Raw genomic sequence first — 19,073 nt, 5'->3', positions numbered from 1 at the left:
CACTATTCAGGGCCATTTTTTAAACACTGACCGCCAAACCTGTCACTTATTTCTGCCACATACCTGCAAATTCCCCATCCTTTAAGCACATGATCCGCTGATTGGAGCTTCCACGAAAGATCAGGGTCAGGTCTTTCTTTGCTTCCACAAATTCTCCGTCTATGAGCACATCGATCTGTTTCAGCATCTCTTTTGTATATTCTGTATACACAGCACCACCGGGCTGCATATCCTTATCCAATAAATATCCACTGTAACACCATATATCTTTTTGTGGATAAGTCTCACGGATCTTCTTTAAAAGGTGGACAAGTACCTGCTGATTTTCCGGTTCAAAGGGTTCTCCCCCAAGAAGTGTAAAGCCCTGGATATATCCCGGCTTTAACAGCTCCAGGATCTTATCCTGTGTTTCCTCTGTAAAAGGAACGCCATATTGAAAATCCCAGGTTTCTGAATTAAAACAGCCTTTACAATGGTGGCGGCAGCCGGAAACAAATAAAGACACTCTTACGCCTGGACCATCTGCAATATCACATTCCTTTATATTTCCATAATTCATCTGTCATTCCCCCACTTACTGAACAATAATTTTATGATACCAGGATCAAAAGACCTCAAATCCCATACAAACTTGCGTTTTTATCTTTAATGTACTCTCGGAATCTTTTTGTACTTGATTTTGCGAGAAGATTTTTTGTCAGTCGCAAAGGCAAGTGCATGAAAGGCTCCGAAAGTACATCTTATAGTATACACCAGACCATTCCCCCATACAAGCAAAAACAGAGCCCGGAAAATACTTCCGGACTCTGCTTATCCACACTTACATGCTCTTATTTCCCTGAAAAGTTTCTATGCAGCAATTCATGCTCCTTGCCCTTTAACAGAGTATCATACAATGAAAGGATCATCGGGTTCTCATTTGACTTCTTGATCTGGGTATTTATATCTGTATCATACAGGCCCTTCATTCTGGCCTTTCTGGTTCTCGGTCCTGCATTTACAGGCTGGCCGCCGCCCATGATACAGCCTCTGCGGCACGCCATTATTTCCACAAAATCATACTCCTCTTCATGGTTCTTGATCTTCTGCAGCAGCTTATCTGCATTTGCCAGACCATTTACCACAGCTGCCCGGATCTCCCTTCCATTATAGTCATATGTCAATGTCTTAATACCTTCGTCGCCCCGGACACCGCTTTTTTTAATAGCTTCCATATCTACTCTACTGTGTCCCTGCTGCAGTCTGCGAAGTACCGCCTCTGTAACACCGCCTGTAACACCAAAGATAACACCGCTTCCGGAACCGATGCCAAATGGTACATCCGCAGCCTCGATCTCCACCCGGTCAAATACAATACCGGACTTACGGATCATCCTTACCACTTCCGTTGTAGTCAGCACATAATCCACATCCTGCTTGCCATTTGTAAAGGACTCCGGCCGCAGGATTTCCTCCTTCTTTGCCGTACACGGCATAATGGAAACGGATACGATCTTCTTTCCTTCGTTCTTCTCCGGATCCTTATAATATTCACGGACCACAGCTCCAAACATCTGCTGTGGAGAGCGGCAGGTAGAAAGATTTGGCACAAATTCCGGATATTTTGTTTCACAATATTTCACCCATGCAGGACAGCAGGATGTAAACAATGGCATTTTCTGACCGGAAGTAAACCGTTCAATAAACTCCTTGGACTCTTCCACAACTGTCAGGTCTGCACCGTAAGAAGTATCATAAACCTCATCAAAGCCCAGTCTGTGAAGCACACCTACCAGCTTACCCATTACATTTTCGCCCTTTGCATAGCCAAAATGATCTCCAATAGCCACACGTACCGCAGGAGCGATCTGTGCGATCACCTTTGTATTTTTGTCAGCCAGTGCTTCCCATACTTCATCTATATTGGTGCGGATACTGATCGCACCTGTAGGACAGACAACACGGCACTGTCCACAGCCAACACAGTCTGTTTCTGCAATCTTTTTATTAAAAGCAGGCATTACCTGGGCTTCTGTTCCGCGGTATGCAAAATCAATGGCATTGATATTCTGCACATTGTCACACATTCTTACACAGTCACCGCAAAGGATACATTTATTCGGATCCCTGATAATGGCATGTGAACTGGTATCAATAGGCTGCTGCTCCCTTACATTCTCAAAGCGTATCTCATGAACACCCATACGGTGAGCCAGCTCCTGTAAATGACATTCACCGCTCTTAATACAGGTAGTACAGTCTCTGCAGTGGGCTGCCAAAAGCAGCTCCAGGATCAGCTTGCGGTAACGCATCAGTCTTGGTGTATTAGTATAGACTACCATTCCGTCCTTTGGTTTTTCAGAACAGGAAGCAAATGTTTTCCCCCTGTCATTTTCCACTGTACAAAGACGGCAGGCACCGTATATAGATAATTCTGAATGATAGCACAATGTAGGGATATCGATCCCGGCTTTTCTTATTACTGACAATACATTGGGTTCATCTGTAAATTCAATGGATTGTCCGTCAATCGTCATAATTCCCATAAATTTCCGTCCTCCCTACTCTGTATAGATAGCGCCAAAAGCACAGTTGTCCATACAGCTTCCGCACTTAATACATTTTTCATTATCAATCACAAATGGTGATTTCACCTTTCCGGAAATAGCACTTACCGGACAATTTCTTGCACACTTTGAGCAGCCCTTACACTTATCAGGATCGATCTTAAATACCCGGAGCCCGGAACAGACATGAGCCCGGCATTTCTTATCCACAATGTGTTCCTCATATTCTTTGCGGAACGCATGAATGGTACTGATTACCGGTTTCGGCGCACTCTTTCCCAGACCGCAAAGGGCAGTATTTTCGATCATGTCAGCCAGCTCTTCCAGTTCATCTAAATCGCTCAATTCCCCGTTTCCAGCAACAATGCGCTCTAAGATTTCCAGCATTCTCTTTGTTCCCTCACGGCATGGAACACATTTTCCGCAGCTTTCTCTCTGGGTAAAATTCATAAAGAACCGGGCAACTTCTACCATACAGGTATCTTCGTCCATAACAACCAGACCACCTGATCCGATCATGGCATCGATCTTTGAAAGGGAATCAAAATCCATTTTGCTGTCAAGCTGTGACTCTACCAGACAGCCGCCGGAAGGACCACCGATCTGCACAGCTTTAAACTTTTTATTATCCTTAATGCCGCCGCCAATATCAAAAATGATCTCTCTCAGGCTGATTCCCATAGGAACTTCAATAAGACCTGTATTCTTAACATTACCGGTAAGGGCAAATGCCTTAGTTCCCGGGCTTTGCGGAGTACCAATACGACTGTACCAGTTTGCTCCATTTTTAATGATCATAGGTACATTGGCATAGGTTTCCACATTATTTAATACAGTTGGTTTGCCCCATAAGCCCTGTTCTACAGTTCTTGGCGGCTTTACTCTTGGCATACCCCGCTTACCTTCAATAGAAGCTGTCAGGGCAGATCCTTCACCGCATACAAAGGCTCCTGCGCCCCGGTTGATATGCAGTTTGAAATTAAAGCCTGTTCCAAGGATATTATCACCTAACAATCCTTTTTCTTCTGCCTGGGCAATGGCGATCTGCAGTCTGCGCACAGCCAGCGGATATTCTGCACGGACATAAATATAACCTTCCTGGGCCCGTACTGCATAAGCTGCCAGCATCATTCCTTCGATCATACGGTGCGGGTCGCCTTCCATAACACTTCGATCCATAAATGCACCCGGATCGCCCTCATCACCATTGCAGACCACATAACGTACTGTTTCCTTCTGGCCTGCCACCTGGGACCATTTCTTTCCTGCCGGGAAACCTGCTCCGCCTCGTCCGCGAAGTCCGGCATCTGTCACAGTCTTTATCACTGCTTCCGGTGTCATTTCAAAAACAGCTTTTTCAAAGGCTTCATATGCCCCCACTGCTATGGCATCCTCAATATGCTCTGCATCAATATGTCCGCAGTTTTTAAGCACCAGACGGGTCTGTTTTGCATAAAACGGGATTTCTTCCTGAGTTTCATATACACGGCCATTATCCTCATACATCAGCCGTTTGACCGGCTCGCCGTGAAGAACTGTCTTCTCAAATATTTCCTCGCAGTCTTCTAACTTTACCTTCAAATACAGGTAATTATACGGCTCAATACGTACCAATGGTCCCATTTCACAGAAACCATGGCATCCGCTCATCTTAAGTCCCACATGGGCAATCTCTTCCCCGATCTTAACAGATACATTATCCATATGAGCCGTCATTTCCTTCAGACGGGCATAAATCTTATCAGAACCGCCTGCCAGACATCCCGTTCCGCCGCAGATCAGGATCCTGCAGGTCTCCTTCTGGTGTTTTTCCTTACATTCTTCTCTCCATAACTTGAGCTGCATCCTGTTTTCTATCCTCATACCTTCTCATCCTCCCGCAACTTTGCGATCAGTTCACTCATTTTCTCCGGTGTCATTTTCGGATGTACTTCATCATTGACCATTACGGCAGGTGCCAGTCCACATGCTCCCAGACATGAAACTGTTTCCACAGTAAACAGCTGGTCATCTGTAGTATGCTTCTTCTTTCCAAGCCCCAGTTCCTTGTAAAGTCCTTCTAAAATAGGAATAGACTTACGCACATGACAGGCCGTTCCGTCACATACCTTGATCACATACTTCCCCTTTGCCTCAAAAGAGAAATTCTCGTAAAAGCTTGCCACACTGTAAGCCTTTGCCTCTGAGATTCCCAGTTTCCCCGCAACATAGGTCAGAAGCTCCGGCGGCAGATAACGATATTCCTCCTGGATCCCCTGGATAATAGGAATCAGGGATTTTTCTTCACAGCTATACTGTGCAATGATCTGGTCTGTCTTCTCATAATAAGATGTATCTAACATTGTACCCCTCCTTTTGTGCATTTCATGTATAATCAATTATACATGAGAAAATGTTTTGTGCATAGTGCTAATTGATATTTTTTTGACAAAATTCTCAATAAAAATAATAACGCAAGAAAAAAGAAGCCCCGGAATTTCTTCTGAGACTTCTCTTTAAAAATTATAGCTTTCGGATTATGTGAAAAGATTTGCTTATTTCCCGGAAAAAATTTCGGGATAAGATGTTACATGACTCAAAATTCAATTTTACAGATGCAGCACTCTGTCCCGGATCTCCTGTGTCCTTCCCTGATTCCAGAACTGTGTTCCAATATATCCGCAGGTTCTTCTGGCTACGAACATCTTATTCTGATCTTTGTTTCCGCAATTCGGGCACTCCCAGACCAGTTTTCCGGACTCATCATCTTTGATGATCATTTCCCCATCATAACCGCAGCATTCGCAGTAATCGCTCTTTGTATTTAGCTCCGCATACATGATATTATTATAAATAAACTTCATAACAGAGAGCACCGCCGGAATATTGTTCTGCATATTTGGAACTTCCACGTAACTTACAGCACCACCTGGTGACAGCTTCTGGAAATCAGACTCAAATTTCAGCTTGCTGAACGCATCGATCTGCTCAGATACATGTACATGGTAGCTATTGGTGATATAGTTCTTATCTGTCACTCCCGGTATAATGCCAAAACGCTTCTGCAGACATTTTGCAAACTTATAAGTAGTGGATTCCATAGGAGTTCCGTATACAGAATAGCTGATGTTCTCAGCTGCTTTCCACTCTTTACACTTATCATTTAAGTGCTGCATTACTTTTAATGCAAATGGGCGTGCCTCCGGATCTGTATGGGATTTTCCGAGCATTCTCATACACATTTCATAGAGTCCTGCATATCCCAGTGAAATAGTAGAATATCCGTTAAACAGAAGTTTATCTATCTTCTCTCCCTTTTTCAGTCTTGCCAGGGCACCATTCTGCCACAGGATCGGTGCAACGTCGGAAATCGTGCCTAAAAGGCGCTCATGACGGCATCTAAGAGCTTCATGGCATAATTCCAGGCGTTCATCTAATATCGCCCAGAAACGGTCCATATCGCCCTCAGAAGAACATGCCACGTCCACCAGATTGATAGTAACCACGCCCTGATTGAAACGTCCATAATATTTATGGCTGCCATCAGCATTTCTCTGGGAATCTTCTACTGTCAGGAAAGACCGGCATCCCATACATGGATAAACGTCCCCCTGCTTTAACTCTTTCATGATCTTTGCGGAAATATAATCCGGCACCATACGCTTTGCAGTACATTTAGCAGCTAATTCTGTCAAATACCAGTATGGAGCATCCTCGGAAATATTATCCTCATCCAGCACATAAATCAGCTTCGGAAATGCTGGTGTGATCCATACACCTTTTTCGTTCTTTACTCCCTGCATACGCTGTACCATGACTTCCTCGATGATCATAGCAAGATCCTTACGTGTCTGTCCTTCCGGCACCTCATCCAGGTACATAAATACAGTTACAAACGGTGCCTGTCCATTACAGGTCATCAATGTGATCAGCTGGTACTGTATGGTCTGGATACCGCTCTTTACTTCCTCTCTCAGTCTGCGCTCTGTCACCTTATCAATGATCGCCTCATCCATTGATTCGCCGCATTCTTTTCTCTCTTCGATCACATTTTTGCGGATCTTCTTTCTGCTGATGTCCACAAATGGCGCCAGATGAGCCAGAGTAAAGGACTGTCCGCCATACTGGTTGCTGGCAACCTGGGCAACGATCTGGGTAGTTACATTACATGCAGTAAAGAAGCTGTGTGGCTTCTCGATCAGTGTCTCACTGATAACAGTACCATTCTGAAGCATATCTTCCAGGTTGATCAGATCACAGTTATGCTCTCTCTGGGCAAAATAATCTGTATCGTGGAAATGGATAATGCCTTCCTCATGGGCTCTTACGATTTTCTCAGGGAGAAGTACACGGCGGGAAAGATCCTTGCTCACCTCACCTGCCATATAATCACGCTGAGTAGAGTTGATCACCGGGTTTTTATTGGAATTTTCCTGGTTTACCTCTTCATTAATATTGTCAAGAAGTGACAGAATTCCATTGTCCGTTGTATTTGACTTACGTGTCAGTTCCCTCTTGTAACGATAACGCACATATTTCTGCGCTACTTCATATCCTCTCATGGCCATGATGCCGGTTTCCACCATATCCTGAATATCTTCTACATTTACAGCATGAGTTGACTCCTGAACCTTATGGGCAATGCTGTCTGCAATTGCTCTGATCTGATAGTCATTCATCTGATGCAGTCTGTCCACTTCTTCATTCGCCTTATGCACTGCATTTACGATCTTCTGTGAATTAAAATGGACCTCTTCACCATTTCTTTTAATTACATTCGTTTTTACTTCAACATTCATTACTATCCCTCACTCATGCACAAAATATTGTTGTTTTTTTAACCACACTCACTATATCTAGTGCCAAGTACTATACTACTACAAAAATCAGTTCTTGAAAAGGGAAAAATAGAAAATAAAAGAATTCAGACAACGGCAACTATTGCCCGTTATTTTAATCATTTGTTTATTAGAGTATCTTATAGAATATCTTTGTCTTATTACCCGGTATCTGCCGACCGCCCAGCTATTATCCCACTAAATCCCGGGAATGTAAAGCACTATTTTAACGAGAATTTGAACATTAAAAAAGCAGAACGGATCATAAAATGGACCGTCATAGTACTGACAGTCCATTTTATGATCCATGTTATTATTCTTTGGATTTTACCTGTTATTTGATTTTATCTACTATCTGCAGATTCTCAAAACAGGTCGTCTTCTTGTGTTGTTTCGCTTTCTTCCAGATTTACGATCCGAATCGCATCTTTTGACTGCTCAATCACAGATTCCAGCATTTCACGGCTGATATCGCCTTCCAAAATCGTCAGACCGATCACCAACGCCAGGTTTACACCTGCTATCAGCGTAGTATTTGGGTGTTCCAGATAGGTATACATTGTGCTGTTGACACTTCCTCCATACATATCTGAAAGAAGAATCACCTGATCATCTTCCCCTACAGTCTGGAAAAAAGCATCCAATGCATCATTTAAAGATTTCTCATCCACATAAGCATCAAATACGGTTACTTTATCATGGCCTCCTAACAGAATATCCAAAGAACTTGCTAAACCACTTGCAAGATGTCCATGAGAAGACAGAAAAAATTTTGTCATACTATTACATTCCTTTCAGATCCCGATAGCTGATCAGTTCAATATTATTTTCCTGAATCCATTGTTTAAACCGTTCACTGGTAACAGCTGCCAGATCCTGATTACGAATCAGAGTATAAGTACTTACCTGGAAAAGTTCATGATCTACGTAACCACAGTGCGTTCCCAAAAAGCTAATCGGATTGTTCAGAAATTCCTGATCTCCAATCACACATTCTGTCAAATCTGCCTTGATCTGATCCTCCAGTGGAAATGGCTTTTTATTCCAGTTTCTAGAAGGTCTTATGATTCCAAATCGTTTGTGCATCTCCTTCACCAAGGGGATACTGTATTTTCTTCCTATTGCTTCCATTGCAGCCCAGGTTGCCGGAGTACTGTAGGAATGTCCATGGAGATATTCCGGAAACTTTCCTGTCAATTCCTTAAACCTTAGAACCTGTGCCTCTGTTTCTGTCAGACAATCTTCATATTTAACATGGTTCTGATCACCATCTTTCTGATCAATGGCCCAGTGCATGCCAGAAGTCAGAAATAAACCATTTTTCTGTACCAGAGATGGTACTTTTTCTGGATCTGCACAAGGGCGCCCTGCAACCAGATTAATATCCTCCCCCAGGCAGATCTGCGGATAAGGCTTCATCAGTTCTACTGCAAATGGTGCTGCAGGCATATTAGAAAACAATCCTGTACAGGTAATTGCTCCCTCTCTTGCTGCACGGGCAATGCCACAGCTGACAGCTTCTGTGATTCCAAGGTCATCTGACTGAATAATAAGTTTCATTGCAATACACCCCCATCTTTACTGAATCAGTTTCTTTAACGGAATTGCAATCTCTTCCGGGGTAGTCTGACAAATGCATTCCAGCCCTGTCGCCATCAGTTCACGGAATGTTGCTTCTTCATCTGTATCGCAATACAGATTGTTGTCAAAGCGTTTTCTTTCTTTTCCCTCTTTTTTCGGCGCCACTCTGCCATAATTTCCTACATTAATAAATGGAATGCCTTTTACCTGTTTTGCCATTTTAAGTGCATCTTCCGGACTGTTTACCAGTACAAGTACCTTTAATGGCTCACATCTTGGATCATTTAAAGTCTTGATTGCGTCATCAATTGATTTAATAACTGTCTTGATTCCTGGAGGTGCTGCCATTTTTAATGATTTCTGAATCATTACATTGGCAGCTGCATGATCATTTGCTACTACTATGCTGTCTACACCTGTGTGACGGGACCATTTAATCGCAATCTGACCATGGATCAGACGTTCATCAATACGAAATAATTTGATCATAAAAACATATCCTTCCTTTTTCTAATTTACCTTTGCCTTCAGCGCCTCTGTGTTGAATATTTTATCCGGTGTATCTACGTTTTTATTATAAACTTCCTTACCGCCTACAAAAGTACGTTCACAAACAAAATCATCATTTACAAAGATCATATCGGCACGTTTTCCAGACTGCAGGGAACCTGTCTCCCCATCAATTCCCAAATACCGGGCCGGATTAATCGATGCCATGTAAAATGCCTGTTCCACAGGAACTCCAACTTTTGTTACCAACTGTTTAATATTTCGCAGTACCCAGCTTCCGCTTCCACAGATACGGCCATCTGAATTTAAGATCAGTCCTTTTTCATCTGCATAATTTTCACGTCCATACCGGATATATGTACCCGTTGGAAGCCCTGCGATAAAATTAGAATCCGAAATTAAACAGAACTTGCTGTATGGCTGCAGTTTAAACATGATCCTTAACATATCTGGACATATATGGTTTAGATCGGTAATGACTTCATAATAAATATTGTCTAATAACAGCAGTGCACCCAATGCACCTACATTTCTATGATGAATTCCCCTCATTCCATTGCCAAGATGGGTCGCAATATCAAATCCGGCCACTCTCTTGGCTTCATAAATATCTTCCGCATACGCTGCTGTATGGCAGCATGCTACTTTAATCTGATGCTCATGGAGACATCGAATGACATCATATGCTCCCGGAAGTTCTGGCGCAATCGCCATCACTTTCATTTTTCCATGAGTTTTTTGGATCAGACGTTCTGTTTCTTCCACATCCGGTGCCGGCCAGGTCAGACCTACTGTTTTTTCACCGCCCCGCGCCCAGAAAGGACCTTCGCTGTGAATACCATAGATCACTGCTCCCTCATAAACCTGATCCATTACACGGACAATTGCTTCAAAAGCATCTTCTTTTGCTGTTGGAAGAATCCCGGTAATACCGATAGATGCAAGTGCTTTTACATATCCTAATACATCTTCATCTGTACATGGATCTGTCATGGACCATCCACCAAATCCATGATTGTGAACATCTATAATACCAGGAAAAATATCCACCTTTCCAAGATCTTCGTATTCTCCGTCCCATTCCGTTGTAATCTTTTCAATCTTATCATCGCAAATAGTGATATAGCCGTTTACGAATCCGTTTTCTGTTAGTATCCGTTCTGACTTCCATGTTTTTCTACTCATTACGCGGCCTCCAAGCTTTCTTTAGAAAATTCCTAAAAATGCTAATACAATAGAGAGGATCAGAATGCCAAACACCAGAGTAAGCGGCTTGTATCCCTTTTTAATCAGTTTCATAAGCACAAATACCAGAACGATGGATAAAAGACCCGGGATAATGGAATCCAGGATATCCAGTACAACTACAGATGCCTCACCAACATTGATCGTCCAGGCCAGCTTTACGTTTACAGAAGAAGCTACCATAGCGCCTACCATGGTAATACCCATAACACCTGCGGCTTTTGTTAAAGACTGCATCAGACCGGAATTAAATACCGTATCAATAAAAGATGTTCCATACTTATAGCCAGCTCTCAAAAGATACCAACGTGCTGCGATCTGGGAGCATCCATAAATCAGGATAAATAACAGAACACCCAGGAAATTAGCCTGACTGCAAAGACCGATTGCAATACCTGCTGCAATAACTCTTAAGCAGTTAAAGAAAAATGCATCTCCAATACCTGCTGTTGGTCCCATAAGAGCTACTTTAATGCTTTCAATGGTATCATCATCCACTGCGCCTGTCTCTTTTTTCTGACGTTCCAATGCATAAGAAATACCTGCAATCAAAGATAAAAATACTGCATGGGTATTAAAAAAGCCATTGTGACGGCGCATTGCCTCTGCTTTTTCTTTCTTATCGTCATACAATTCATCTAATGCCGGTTCCATGGTCAGGGCAAATGCATTGCCTTCCATCTTTACCATATTAAATCCACAGAAAACCAGGCCTGAATTCCAGAACATTTTTCTTAATGTTTTTTTCTCTTGTGGTGTATAATTTGTTTCTTTAGCCATTAGAATAAGTCCTCCTCTCCTACAGATGAAGATGCACCGCTCTTTTCTGCAATCTTAAGAACATCGTTAATCTTTTTCTCATTGCAGAAATAGGTGATTGCAATCACAGCTGCGATAATTGCGATTGCAACGGTTGGAAGTGACATATATTTGCTTAATACATATCCCAGGAAGAAGAAACAGCCGATTTCTTTATTCCAGATCATAGAAAGCAGGATTGCAAATCCAATACCAGTCATCATAGAACTGGACGCTGATAAACCTGACATGATAAATGCAGGCATATTATTCATTACATGTTCCAGGCTGCTTACGCCAAAAGCAATTGCTGCAAACATGATGATCGCCTGAGGCAGACGATCCACAAAATATCCACACAACATAACCTGTGTACGATAAGATTTTTCTTTGCCGCTTCCAGCCATTTTCTCCCAATATGGAGCAAGTGCTGCAAGAACCGGCTTCCACATTTCATTTGCTGACCCCATTAATGTACCAATTGGCATTGCCAGAGCAAGTCCTGTTTCAACATCTGCTCCTGTCAGGATCGTATACGCAACTGCTATAATACTGCTGGCACAGGCATCTGAAGGAATAGAACCACCGATAGCAGAAATTCCCATAAAGATTGCCTCCAGAGAAGCTGCCATAATCATACCGGTTCTAATATCTCCTAGAAGAAAACCAGTCACTGTTGCTGTTACGATCGGACGTTGTAAAGTCTGCCATCCTAAGAGACGGTCGGTACCCTGCATCAGGATCCATACTAACGCACAAATCAAACCACTTTGTATCATATAACTCCCTCCTTAGTTTTGATATAGTATTATTATATATCCCATCGGGAAATCTTCCATTTTCATTTGTGCATTATAACATGAGAAAAGTTCGTTTTTGCCCTTACATTCATGCAGATTGTGGTATCTATAGTCTTTTACGGACACCATCTATTAACACTTCCATCACAGATGCAGTCGTCAGTTTTGGTGACAATTGTTCAAAATCATCCTGGAGATACCGGATCCCATTTTCCAAAAAACGCATTGAAACAATTGATTCCTGAAAATCAATGGCAATAAATAAAACTGCCCGTACCATTTCTTCTTCATATTCCAATCCTTTTTTTAAGAAATACAGATCAAATATCCGTTTTTCTGTATATTCAGACGGAACAATCACACAAAGAAGCTGATTGCGGACTCTTAAATGTCTGGGATCCATAAAAAACTGGTTCAATACTGCTTTAGAATTTATATCTTTGCCCCATTGGTATGAAAGCAGCTGAAAAATACTCTGAATCCCATAAATAGAGAAATCTCTATGAACAGCCAGTTCATCCCACTTTAATTGTTGGGCACTATAGAACAGATCATACCCACTTAACAGTACCTGCCTACGTACCTGCTCTATATCTTCCGGAGTCATCATTGCATGTACATGCAGATACGACCACGTATAATGATATGCATAACTATTAAAGCTGCCGATCACCCAGTCATAATTTTCCACAGGCAGCTTTCTTGCATCGTAAAAAGGATATATCTCCATTTTCCCGATCCACCAGTCTCCCAACCGTCGTACTATATCTTTTGCAATAATCTGCGCACTGGATTTCCCATTTCTAGCACAAAGCAATATTTTTCTTGGAACATAAGGATAATCAATAACATTGAGTATTTTATATAAACTGACACCTAAAAGCTGTGTATTATACTCATTGATCTTTAAATCTGCTTTATGGCTCAGAAACTCCCCAATACTGTCTGCCAATGCGAGCACAAAGGGGGATCTTTTAATCGCATTTTCCGAAATACTGTTGCCAAGCATAAAGCAATCTGCATACCCAAAGTTTTTCTGAAACAGCAATCGAAGCATATCTGGAATCAAAGCAGTTACTAATTGAGAGTTTGATATTTCATCCGGAACCTTCCACTGTTCTTTTAAGTTTTCTACCACCTGCTCTGTAAGATTTTTTGCTTTCGTATAAAAAATAGAAAAACGCTTTTTCAGTTCTGGCATCTGCTCCCAGTCTCCCCACATTAAGAACAAGGATGCCAGTGCTGCAATTTCACCTTCCACATTTGAAATATCCTGTAAATATCCTGAAATATTTTTCAGATTTTCAAGCAACTTCACGGCCAGTGTCCATTCTTTTGATAAAGGCAGCTTTTTTCTGTAAACTGACCACCGCTCAGAATCCGCTTCAATCAGATTTCCTGACTGTATCCGATTTCTCAACAAAAGCACATAATCTACTAAACGGTTGATATATGTATCAAACAATTCATTTTCAGATGCACGTATCGTATCCAGCACTGTTTTGCGTACTTTATCCTTATCTCCACGATCTCTAAAAGCGCGCTCATACACCTGATCATTAAATGCTACTACGCGGATCCGAAAATGATTTTCATACAATTCCAGCATACAAAGCCTCTGGCTAAATTCATCACCGCACAGTTTCATCCCATGACTAGGGCGGCTTATCAGAGAAATTCCAAATGATTTAAGAAATTCCCTGACCCATGTCATTTTCTTCTTTACTGTGCTGGAAGAACAATATAACTGCGCTGCCAATTCATCCAATAAAAAATACCCATCCTCATCTGTAGCCTGACGGCACATGATTGCTCTTGCCAGTTGATAAGAAAGTCTCTCCCTTGTACAATGTCATTAAGTTAGTATGACGCATAAAGATCTCTATATCTGAAATGGTATAGGGGTCTTTTTATTTTTCGAAAACAGTTGACATTTATATTAATGTGCGCGGCCGATTTCGCTACGGATTGATAATAAAGGCAGCGAAATCGGCCCTTGTAATTAAGAAAAACTTAATTACAGGGAGGTATCATATGAAACCGAAACACATTAAAAAAGTTTTGATGTCAGAAATCAATAAAGTTGCAAACAATCCGAAGGACTATTGCTTTCATCCTGATACGGACTTTACCCGAAAACGGAAAATTTCTATGAAAGCAGTGTTAACAGGAATTATCGGTATGGGAAGCGGCAGTCTTACAAATGAATTAATAGACTTTTTTCACGCTTCCCCTCAAATGCCCACACCATCTGCTTTTTTACAGCAGAGAAGTAAGATTAAGCCTGAAGCTTTCCGTTCCATATTGGACGGCTTTAACGAAACAATTACGAAAGGTTTTTCAGAAAAGATGCCTATATTTGCTGTTGACGGTTCAGACATTCAAATTGCTACAAACCCTGGGGATACTGGATCATATTATCCTGGAAGCAACGGACAAAAAGGATATAATCTTTTACATTTAAATGCACTGTATGAGATTGATTATCATATTTATGCAGATTCAATTATCCAGAAAAGCAAAAATTGTAATGAACATAAGGCTCTTCAGGAAATGGTTGATCGATCGACCATACCAGAAGCTCTTATTATAGCAGACCGGGGTTATGAATCTTATAATAGTATGGCACATATTCAGGAAAAGGGCTGGTACTTCTTGATACGTATTAAAGATGGACATGGAAGTATAAAAAGCAACCTGGAACTTCCAAAAGAAAAGCTTTTTGATCTGAAGATAAATCTTAACATTACAAGGAAACAGTCAAAAGAAGTAAAGGAACTGCTAAAGGATAAGAACCATTATCGGTATCTTCCTTCCAATGTGAATTTCGACTATTTACCTGCAAAAAGTAATTATAAAGATCCAGCCTCGTTTTATGGATTGTCTTTTAGAATTGCAAGATTCCAAATTTCAGAAGATACTTATGAAACCGTCCTTACAAATTTGGATAAGGAACAATACCCTCTTGAAAAATTAAAACAGCTTTATGCTTTAAGATGGGGAATTGAAACATCTTTCAGAGATTTAAAATATACTATTGGAATGTTGGATTTTCATTCAAAAAAGGTGATGTGTATCCAACAGGAAATCTATGCACATCTAATCATGTATAATTTTGCAGAAATGATTACCTCGCACGTAGTCATTGAAAAAAAGCAAAGAAAATATACATATAAAGCCAACTTCTCAGTTGCGTCGCACTTGTGCCGATTATTTTATCGTGGGAAAACGACATCACCTGATTTAGAAACCATTATCGCAAAGAATGTGATTCCCATACGCCCCGATCGTCATGGGGAACGGAAAGCAACTACTAAGATATTTCATGGTTTCTTATATAGAGTAGCATAAATTTGAATAAGTGAATATAGTTTTTTGAGGCAGATGAAAATCTGTCTATTTGTGTTTGGCAAAGATAGAAAACAGGCTGAAGAAAACTCCTCAGCCTGTTTCTGGGCAAACGCCAAATCAGCTTGCCTATGATAACTTAATGACATTGCTCCCTTGTATTGTTTTCTACATTATTGAATAAAATATTCAGCCATTCCCTAATCTTCGCAAACTGATCTGGTTCATCAATCTGCAAAATATACCCTTTACCGCGAACAGAATCCAAGGTGCAGCCACATTCTTTTAGAAAAACTCTCAAATGTTCTATATCATTTTTTATTGTACGCTCAGATAAATTTAATTCTCTAGCAAGGTCTCCTGCTTTTAAGTATCCGTTTGACTGCAAAAGTAGATAGGCCATTTTCAAAATTCTCTTTTCTTCCGTTGCCATTTGTCAATGTCCTTTCTTAAATATGTTTAACATACATTTCTACTATAAAAAAATAAGACCTTTCAAAGAGTCAATCCCCTTGAAAAGCCTTATTTAATGCGGGTAACAGGACTTGAACCTGCACTCTCTCGAACCAGAACCTAAATCTGGCGCGTCTGCCAATTCCGCCATACCCGCATAATTTAGAAAAAACCGTTCCCTTAAGTTAAGAGATCGGTTTTTATTTTAAATGCGGGTGGCCGGACTTGAACCGGCACGGATGATAAGTCCGAGGGATTTTAAGTCCCTTGTGTCTGCCTATTCCACCACACCCGCATATAACAAATGGGGCCTACAGGGCTCGAACCTGTGCCCCTCTGCTTGTAAGGCAGATGCTCTCCCAGCTGAGCTAAGACCCCAACTTGTATAAATTGTATTGCATATAAATGCAAACGACCCGGAACGGGTTCGAACCGTCGACCTCCGCCGTGACAGGGCGGCGCTCTAACCAGCTGAGCCACCGGGCCATATGATAAATATAGTTTTTTTAAACCTCAGCTTAGGAAGAGTGGACCTTCGGGGACTTGAACCCAGGACCGACCGGTTATGAGCCGGTTGCTCTAACCAACTGAGCTAAAGGTCCGAACTATATTCGTACCTGCTGTTAAGCAGTAAAGCCGATGATCGGACTCGAACCGATAACCTGCTGATTACAAATCAGCTGCTCTGCCAATTGAGCCACATCGGCATGATGTGTGAACCTTAGTTCAAATGACCCCAACGAGATTCGAACTCGTGTTACCGCCGTGAAAGGGCGATGTCTTAACCGCTTGACCATGGGGCCATATTTTATAGTGGTCGCCATGACTTCCACTAAACTCCCCGAGTAGGACTCGAACCTACGACCCAACGGTTAACAGCCGTTTGCTCTACCGACTGAGCTATCGAGGAATATCAACTGCACTGACTGGTATAGTATACAATACTTTTTCCATTTTTGCAAGCACAATTTTTATTTTTTTTGATACATACCTTCAAAACCACATATTGAACTACCGAATATCAACCACAACTTATTTTATTCCACAACTTAGCGACTCATTCATAAAACCTGACGGTTTTATTCATGTCATTGGCTTCGCCAATGACTGAAGCTTTTCGGATCCAGCCTTATGAAAGCAAGCTTTCAACGGCTTCCTCCGCAAATCTTGTGTCGCTCTCTCAGACCTTTTGGTCAAGCCCTCGACCGATTAGTATCAGTCAGCTCCATGTGTCACCACACTTCCACCTCTGACCTATCTACCTTGTCGTCTTCAAGGGGTCTTACTACCTGCGTATGGGATATCTCATCTTGAGGGGGGCTTCACGCTTAGATGCCTTCAGCGTTTATCCCGTCCGGGCTTGGCTACCCTGCCATGGAGTTGGCACTCCAACAGGTACACCAGCGGCCCGTCCATCCCGGTCCTCTCGTACTAAGGACAGCTCCTCTCAAATATCCTACGCCCACGCCGGATAGGGACCGAACTGTCTCACGACGTTCTGAACCCAGCTCGCGTACCGCTTTAATGGGCGAACAGCCCAACCCTTGGGACCTGCTACAGCCCCAGGATGCGATGAGCCGACATCGAGGTGCCAAACCACTCCGTCGATGTGAACTCTTGGGAGTGATAAGCCTGTTATCCCCAGGGTAGCTTTTATCCGTTGAGCGATGGCAATCCCACTTTCATACCACCGGATCACTAAGTCCTAGTTTCCTACCTGCTCCACCCGTCGGTGTCGCAGTCAAGCTCCCTTATGCCTTTGCACTCTTCTAATGGTTTCCAACCATTATGAGGGAACCTTTGAGCGCCTCCGATACCCTTTCGGAGGCGACCGCCCCAGTCAAACTCCCCGCCTGACATTGTCCCCCAGCCGGTTCACGGCTGCAGGTTAGAAATCCAATACCGCAGGGGTGGTATCCCAACAGCGACTCATCTCAGACTGGCGTCCAAGTTTCTCAGTCTCCCACCTATCCTGTACATGCAGTACCGAATCCCAGTATCAAGCTGGAGTAAAGCTCCATGGGGTCTTTCCGTCCTGGCGCGGGTAACCAGCATCTTCACTGGTATTTCAATTTTACCGGGTGCATTGTCGAGACAGCGCTCAAATCATTACGCCTTTCGTGCGGGTCGGAACTTACCCGACAAGGAATTTCGCTACCTTAGGACCGTTATAGTTACGGCCGCCGTTTACTGGGGCTTCAATTCAGAGCTTCGCTTGCGCTAACCCCTCCTCTTAACCTTCCAGCACCGGGCAGGCGTCAGCCCATATACCTCACCTTACGGTTTTGCATAGACCTGTGTTTTTGCTAAACAGTTGCTTGAGCCTATTCTCTGCGGCCTGGTTTCCCAGGCACCCTTTCTCCCGAAGTTACAGGGTCATTTTGCCGAGTTCCTTAACAATGCTTCTCCCGCCGGCCTTAGGATTCTCTCCTCATCTACCTGTGTCGGTTTACGGTACGGGCACGTATCACACGATAGCGGCTTTTCTTGACAGCCGGAATCACACACTTCGCTACTTTAATTCGCTCCGCATCACAGCTTCGGATCGTCAAGCGGATTTGCCAGCTTGACTCCTACCCTGCTTGCCCCGGTCTTTCCATTCCCGGGCTGTGCTGTCCTTCTGTGTCCCCACAGTTCTGATGATACGCGGTACAGGAATCTCAACCTGTTGTCCATCGGCTACGCTTCTCAGCCTTACCTTAGGCCCCGACTTACCCAGAGCAGATCAGCTTTACTCTGGAAACCTTGGATATTCGGCCTGGAGGATTCCCACCTCCATCTCGCTACTCATTCCGGCATTCTCTCTTCTTAAAAGTCCACAGCTCCTTGTCGGTACTGCTTCTTCCCTTTAAGAATGCTCCTCTACCAATGTATTTCTACATTCCTAAGCTTCGGTGTTGTGTTTCAGCCCCGGACATTTTCGGCGCAGGACCTCTCGACTAGTGAGCTATTACGCACTCTTTGAATGTGTGGCT

14 protein-coding genes, 8 tRNA genes and 1 rRNA gene (1 of these 23 only partly in view) are annotated in these 19,073 nt (G+C 42.7%); 1 reads left to right on the top strand and 22 read right to left on the bottom strand.

Going from position 1 to position 19,073, the window contains the following annotated elements; all coding sequences use genetic code 11:
* Positions 1-46: 46 nt before the first annotated feature.
* From nrdG to OGM16_08480, 12 genes are all read right to left on the bottom strand, one after another.
* Positions 47-559, bottom strand: a complete 513-nt coding sequence (gene nrdG, locus OGM16_08535; GenBank protein ID UYJ48249.1) for an anaerobic ribonucleoside-triphosphate reductase activating protein — start codon at positions 557-559, stop codon at positions 47-49.
* A 271-nt stretch (positions 560-830) separates the two neighbouring features.
* Positions 831-2,525, bottom strand: coding sequence for a [FeFe] hydrogenase, group A (locus OGM16_08530; protein ID UYJ48248.1), 1,695 nt, complete (start codon positions 2,523-2,525; stop codon positions 831-833).
* Between the two features lie 15 nt (positions 2,526-2,540).
* The gene (nuoF, locus tag OGM16_08525; protein UYJ48247.1) at positions 2,541-4,409 is read right to left on the bottom strand and encodes an NADH-quinone oxidoreductase subunit NuoF; all 1,869 of its coding nucleotides are present in this window, start codon (positions 4,407-4,409) and stop codon (positions 2,541-2,543) included.
* Entirely contained in the window at positions 4,406-4,888 is a 483-nt protein-coding gene (locus OGM16_08520; GenBank protein ID UYJ48246.1) for an NAD(P)H-dependent oxidoreductase subunit E, read from the bottom strand. The genes nuoF and OGM16_08520 overlap by 4 nt, the downstream gene beginning before the upstream one ends.
* A 246-nt stretch (positions 4,889-5,134) precedes the next feature.
* Complete coding sequence (nrdD, locus tag OGM16_08515; GenBank protein ID UYJ48245.1) at positions 5,135-7,324, bottom strand: anaerobic ribonucleoside-triphosphate reductase; 2,190 nt, start codon at positions 7,322-7,324, stop codon at positions 5,135-5,137.
* 404 nt (positions 7,325-7,728) lie between these two features.
* Positions 7,729-8,142, bottom strand: a complete 414-nt coding sequence (locus OGM16_08510; GenBank protein ID UYJ48244.1) for a PTS sugar transporter subunit IIA — start codon at positions 8,140-8,142, stop codon at positions 7,729-7,731.
* A gap of 4 nt (positions 8,143-8,146) precedes the next feature.
* Positions 8,147-8,923, bottom strand: a complete 777-nt coding sequence (locus tag OGM16_08505) for a ChbG/HpnK family deacetylase (protein UYJ48243.1) — start codon at positions 8,921-8,923, stop codon at positions 8,147-8,149.
* Between the two features lie 18 nt (positions 8,924-8,941).
* A complete protein-coding gene (locus OGM16_08500) occupies positions 8,942-9,433 on the bottom strand; it encodes a PTS sugar transporter subunit IIB (GenBank protein ID UYJ48242.1) in 492 nt (163 codons plus the stop codon).
* A gap of 21 nt (positions 9,434-9,454) precedes the next feature.
* Entirely contained in the window at positions 9,455-10,639 is a 1,185-nt protein-coding gene (locus OGM16_08495; GenBank protein UYJ48241.1) for an amidohydrolase family protein, read from the bottom strand.
* Positions 10,640-10,660: 21 nt separating this feature from the next.
* Complete coding sequence (locus tag OGM16_08490) at positions 10,661-11,479, bottom strand: PTS system mannose/fructose/sorbose family transporter subunit IID (GenBank protein UYJ48240.1); 819 nt, start codon at positions 11,477-11,479, stop codon at positions 10,661-10,663.
* Complete coding sequence (locus OGM16_08485) at positions 11,479-12,276, bottom strand: PTS sugar transporter subunit IIC (protein UYJ48239.1); 798 nt, start codon at positions 12,274-12,276, stop codon at positions 11,479-11,481. Before OGM16_08485 ends, OGM16_08490 begins: the two co-directional genes overlap by 1 nt.
* A gap of 127 nt (positions 12,277-12,403) precedes the next feature.
* On the bottom strand, positions 12,404-13,906 hold the full coding sequence (locus OGM16_08480; protein ID UYJ48238.1) for a hypothetical protein: 1,503 nt from the start codon (positions 13,904-13,906) through the stop codon (positions 12,404-12,406).
* A gap of 425 nt (positions 13,907-14,331) precedes the next feature.
* Between OGM16_08480 and OGM16_08475 the strand changes: the two genes are divergently transcribed.
* Positions 14,332-15,648, top strand: a complete 1,317-nt coding sequence (locus tag OGM16_08475; protein UYJ48237.1) for an IS4 family transposase — start codon at positions 14,332-14,334, stop codon at positions 15,646-15,648.
* Positions 15,649-15,784: 136 nt separating this feature from the next.
* Here OGM16_08475 and OGM16_08470 read toward each other — a convergent pair whose 3' ends face one another.
* The 10 genes from OGM16_08470 to OGM16_08425 form a co-directional block, all read right to left on the bottom strand.
* Positions 15,785-16,078 (bottom strand): helix-turn-helix domain-containing protein, encoded by a 294-nt coding sequence (locus OGM16_08470; GenBank protein UYJ48236.1) that lies wholly within the window; start codon positions 16,076-16,078, stop codon positions 15,785-15,787.
* A gap of 97 nt (positions 16,079-16,175) precedes the next feature.
* A tRNA-Leu gene (locus OGM16_08465) sits at positions 16,176-16,255 on the bottom strand.
* A 53-nt stretch (positions 16,256-16,308) separates the two neighbouring features.
* A tRNA-Leu gene (locus OGM16_08460) sits at positions 16,309-16,393 on the bottom strand.
* Between the two features lie 10 nt (positions 16,394-16,403).
* Positions 16,404-16,476: transfer RNA gene (locus OGM16_08455), tRNA-Val, on the bottom strand.
* A gap of 34 nt (positions 16,477-16,510) precedes the next feature.
* Positions 16,511-16,584, bottom strand: a tRNA-Asp gene (locus tag OGM16_08450).
* A 42-nt stretch (positions 16,585-16,626) separates the two neighbouring features.
* Positions 16,627-16,700 (bottom strand) — tRNA-Ile (locus OGM16_08445).
* 32 nt (positions 16,701-16,732) lie between these two features.
* Positions 16,733-16,805, bottom strand: a tRNA-Thr gene (locus OGM16_08440).
* 24 nt (positions 16,806-16,829) lie between these two features.
* Positions 16,830-16,901, bottom strand: a tRNA-Glu gene (locus tag OGM16_08435).
* A gap of 34 nt (positions 16,902-16,935) precedes the next feature.
* Positions 16,936-17,008 (bottom strand) — tRNA-Asn (locus OGM16_08430).
* 279 nt (positions 17,009-17,287) lie between these two features.
* Positions 17,288-19,073: ribosomal RNA gene (locus OGM16_08425) — 23S ribosomal RNA — on the bottom strand (it continues 1,102 nt past the right edge of the window).

Source organism: Lachnospiraceae bacterium, assembly GCA_025758065.1.
Taxonomy (GTDB): Bacteria; Bacillota; Clostridia; order Lachnospirales; family Lachnospiraceae; genus Enterocloster.
Note: the sequence above shows the minus strand (reverse complement) of the source record. Positions and strands in the feature narration are given on the sequence as shown.

Bases quoted from the DNA above. Each gene is read 5' to 3' on its own strand.
- OGM16_08490 (UYJ48240.1), bottom strand. From the start codon at position 11,479: ATGGCTAAAGAAACAAATTATACACCACAAGAGAAAAAAACATTAAGA.
- nrdD (UYJ48245.1), bottom strand. From the start codon at position 7,324: ATGAATGTTGAAGTAAAAACGAATGTAATTAAAAGAAATGGTGAAGAG.
- OGM16_08475 (UYJ48237.1), top strand. From the start codon at position 14,332: ATGAAACCGAAACACATTAAAAAAGTTTTGATGTCAGAAATCAATAAA.
- OGM16_08480 (UYJ48238.1), bottom strand. From the start codon at position 13,906: ATGCTGGAATTGTATGAAAATCATTTTCGGATCCGCGTAGTAGCATTT.
- OGM16_08530 (UYJ48248.1), bottom strand. From the start codon at position 2,525: ATGGGAATTATGACGATTGACGGACAATCCATTGAATTTACAGATGAA.
- nuoF (UYJ48247.1), bottom strand. From the start codon at position 4,409: ATGAGGATAGAAAACAGGATGCAGCTCAAGTTATGGAGAGAAGAATGT.
- OGM16_08495 (UYJ48241.1), bottom strand. From the start codon at position 10,639: ATGAGTAGAAAAACATGGAAGTCAGAACGGATACTAACAGAAAACGGA.
- OGM16_08500 (UYJ48242.1), bottom strand. From the start codon at position 9,433: ATGATCAAATTATTTCGTATTGATGAACGTCTGATCCATGGTCAGATT.
- OGM16_08485 (UYJ48239.1), bottom strand. From the start codon at position 12,276: ATGATACAAAGTGGTTTGATTTGTGCGTTAGTATGGATCCTGATGCAG.
- OGM16_08520 (UYJ48246.1), bottom strand. From the start codon at position 4,888: ATGTTAGATACATCTTATTATGAGAAGACAGACCAGATCATTGCACAG.
- OGM16_08470 (UYJ48236.1), bottom strand. From the start codon at position 16,078: ATGGCAACGGAAGAAAAGAGAATTTTGAAAATGGCCTATCTACTTTTG.
- OGM16_08510 (UYJ48244.1), bottom strand. From the start codon at position 8,142: ATGACAAAATTTTTTCTGTCTTCTCATGGACATCTTGCAAGTGGTTTA.
- nrdG (UYJ48249.1), bottom strand. From the start codon at position 559: ATGAATTATGGAAATATAAAGGAATGTGATATTGCAGATGGTCCAGGC.
- OGM16_08505 (UYJ48243.1), bottom strand. From the start codon at position 8,923: ATGAAACTTATTATTCAGTCAGATGACCTTGGAATCACAGAAGCTGTC.